At 62.2% G+C, this 2,886-nt stretch carries 3 protein-coding genes; 1 reads left to right on the forward strand and 2 read right to left on the reverse strand.

All coding sequences use genetic code 11. The features are described from left to right. The coding region (locus tag EA346_RS04775; protein WP_296756217.1) for an MBL fold metallo-hydrolase at nt 1-1,279 on the reverse strand (1,279 nt) is incomplete at its 3' end. Nucleotides 1,280-1,376: 97 nt separating this feature from the next. On the opposite strand from EA346_RS04775, the gene EA346_RS04780 reads away from it, so the two are divergent. Beyond that, nucleotides 1,377-2,369: a LysR family transcriptional regulator gene (locus tag EA346_RS04780; protein WP_296756219.1), complete on the forward strand. Its 993-nt coding sequence runs from the start codon at nt 1,377-1,379 to the stop codon at nt 2,367-2,369. Nucleotides 2,370-2,534: 165 nt separating this feature from the next. Here EA346_RS04780 and EA346_RS04785 read toward each other — a convergent pair. Further along, a partial coding sequence (locus tag EA346_RS04785; RefSeq protein WP_296756220.1) for a DUF4377 domain-containing protein occupies nt 2,535-2,886 on the reverse strand: 352 nt, incomplete at its 5' end.

A 2,886-nucleotide genomic window follows, 5' to 3' on the forward strand; every position in this document is an offset into this window, starting at 1 on the left:
GGTAATCCCGGGTAGACCAGGTCTGCTGCAGCGTATGCGGCACCTCGTAGACATTGTGGATCTGGTTGATGGTCACGCCCTGGTTGGCATGGTGGAGGACCTGGTTGTTCAGGTGCGCATAGGCATCACGCGCGGCGCGCAGAACTTCCTGGATGCGTTCATTGCCCCAGCGCGGCCAGTGGTGGGAGGCAAACATCACCTCGGCTTCCTGGCCGAACAGGTACAGGGCCTCGTTGATGTATTTCGACCAGTTCAGCGCATCGCGCACCGGCGCGCCGCGCATCGTGTAGATGTTGTGCATGCCTTGCATCACGTTCTCAGCCATCCACAGCGCCTTGAGGTCCGGGAAATACGTGTTCATTTCTGTGGGCGCCTCGGTGTCCGGGGTCAGTTGGAAGATCATCCGGACCCCGTCGACCATCACTTCCTCGATCGGCTCCGTAATCAGCCGTGTCGGAGCGATCAGGCCGACGGATCCGGCAGAAGTGCCCTGTCCCAAACCTTGGCTCACGTAACCGAATGGACTGCGTGGCAGCAAGATGCCGTACTGGTAAAACAGGCGCCGGTTCATCGCGTTCCCGGCAAACACGTTCTCGGATACCAGATGGTTCATGAACCCGTCGGGAGCAATGACCTCGACCCGTCCGGCATCGACATCCTCCTGGCTAATCAGACCACGCACGCCGCCCCAGTGGTCGACGTGATTGTGCGAGTAGATGACAGTCGCGATCGGCAGGCCCTCGCCCATCTGTTCCTGGAAAAACTCCCAGGCCGCCTTGGCGACTTCCGCGCTGATCAGTACATCGTAGGCAATCCAGCCAGTCTTGCCACGGATGAACGTGATCTGGGAGAGATCGACGCCGCGGACCTGGTAGATGCCGGGAGTGACCTCGTACAGCCCGTAGTTCTGGTTCAGCTTCGCGATCCGATGCAGCGACGGATGCACGCTGTCGAAATGGTCCTGCTCGTCGATGAAGTTGAACGCGTCCATGTCCCAGGCGATGTGGCCCGCATCCGCCGGAATCTGCCGTTGAGTCATCGGCGCGATGAAGCCCTTGCGGTTCTCATCGAAATCGCGGGTATCCGAGAACGGCAGGGTCTCGCGCGCCTCGCTCAGGATGTCGATGGTGAACTGCGACGGGGGTTTGCCCTTCGGATCGAAGTGCGGCCGTTCGAGGTTCGTCCCGGCCGAAAATTCGGCTGCCGAGGCAAACGGCACTCCGACCACGGCCAGCGCGATCCATGTGGCGAGGGCCACCTTGCACATCTGAGCTTGCATCGTTACTTCTCCGTTCTCAAGAGACGATTCAGCAGTATTTTCTGACTGAAAGGGCATGTCCAATGCATTATTGTTCTATTTCCGATACCCTTTGCGCATGCATTTCAAGATTCGCCAACTGGCCCATGCTCTGGCCGTCTGGCGCCACGGCAGTTTCCGGCGCGCCGCCACGGAGCAGAACCTTTCGCAGCCGGCGCTCTCGCGCAGCATCCAGAATCTCGAGGAGTCGCTCGGTGTGCTGCTGTTCGATCGCCAGACGACCGAGATCACCCCGACCGCGTTTGGCAAGGCCTTGCTCCAGCGGGCCGAGACCATCCTGATCGAGGCGGCCGAGCTCGAACGCGAGATGAAGCTCTTGAAGGGCCTGGACGTCGGGCGCCTGTCCGTGGCAATGGGCGTGTATGCGGCTGAGTTGTCTGGCAACCGTGGCGTGGCGGAGTTGCTCAGGGCCCACCCCGGATTGCAGATCCGGTTGCAGCTACGGAACTGGCGCGATGTCGAGACACTGGTTAGGGACCGTCAGGTCGACATCGGTTTCGGCGAGATCGGGCATCTGATGGACGCACCAGGGCTGCGCGTGGAGCCGGTCGGCCGCCACGAAGTCCTCTTTTTCTGCCGGGCCGGGCACCCCCTGTTGGCCCGGGATGCTGTCTCGGAAGACGATCTGGATGCCTACCCGTTTGCCGGTGTCCCAATCCCCTCCCGCGTTGCGCACCTGTTTCCGCGCAACTGCCGCATCGACGAGACCAGCGGCGACCTGATTCCACCGATCCTGGTGGAAGACCTCACCGCCATGCGCACCATCGTGGCCGGCACCGATGCCTTCGGGCTCGCGAGCCCTGTTCAAATCGAACCCTGGCTGCGCAGCGGCGAGCTTGCGGCGGTGCCCTTCCGTGCTTCGTGGCTGCGTCTGGACTATGGCTTCATCTTTCTCGCATCGCGCAGTCTGGCGCCGGCCGCGGAGGCGTTCACCACGCTGGTCAGGGAGATCGAACGCGAGATCGAGGAGACGAACCGGACCCTGGCCGACGAGGTGTTCCGGGAAGTCAAGCCTGGCGCGTGCATTCACCCTGACGTTGATCGCACGTGATGCGGCTCCGGCATACGTCGCCGATGTGGGTGCAATGTCATGCAAGATATATATTATATTCTCGATTCCGATGAGCGCCCTGGCAATTTCCGCTCGGATACTCCGGGGTGGGCTGGCCTCCGGAGCCGCTGATCCGTTCCCCCACGCGCGGCCCATCGCAAGGCATCAATTTGCGACCACCTCCGACTCGACCACCAGATCCAGCACGTAGATCGGCCCCGGCGGCAGTTCTGGCCCGGCCGCGGGTTCGAAGCGCTTGACGCGCAACACATTGCGGATGCCAGGTTGGTGCTGATAACCCACGATATCCGCGCTGAAGGCCTGCCATTCGGACGGTGTGTCCACCCGCAGCCCCTGCTCGTCGAAGCTGATCTCGCGCACCTGCAGGCACAGGCCGTCGCCCCGCACCGACTCCTCGCATTCCACCGTTTCGGCGGCAACCTCCAGAAAGACTGTGGTCGGGGGACCGAACCGCGCCTCCGGTGTGAGTTCTCCCGTCAGCAGCAGTGCATCGCCA

The organism is Thioalkalivibrio sp., assembly GCF_007692535.1.
GTDB lineage: Bacteria > Pseudomonadota > Gammaproteobacteria > Ectothiorhodospirales > Ectothiorhodospiraceae > Thioalkalivibrio.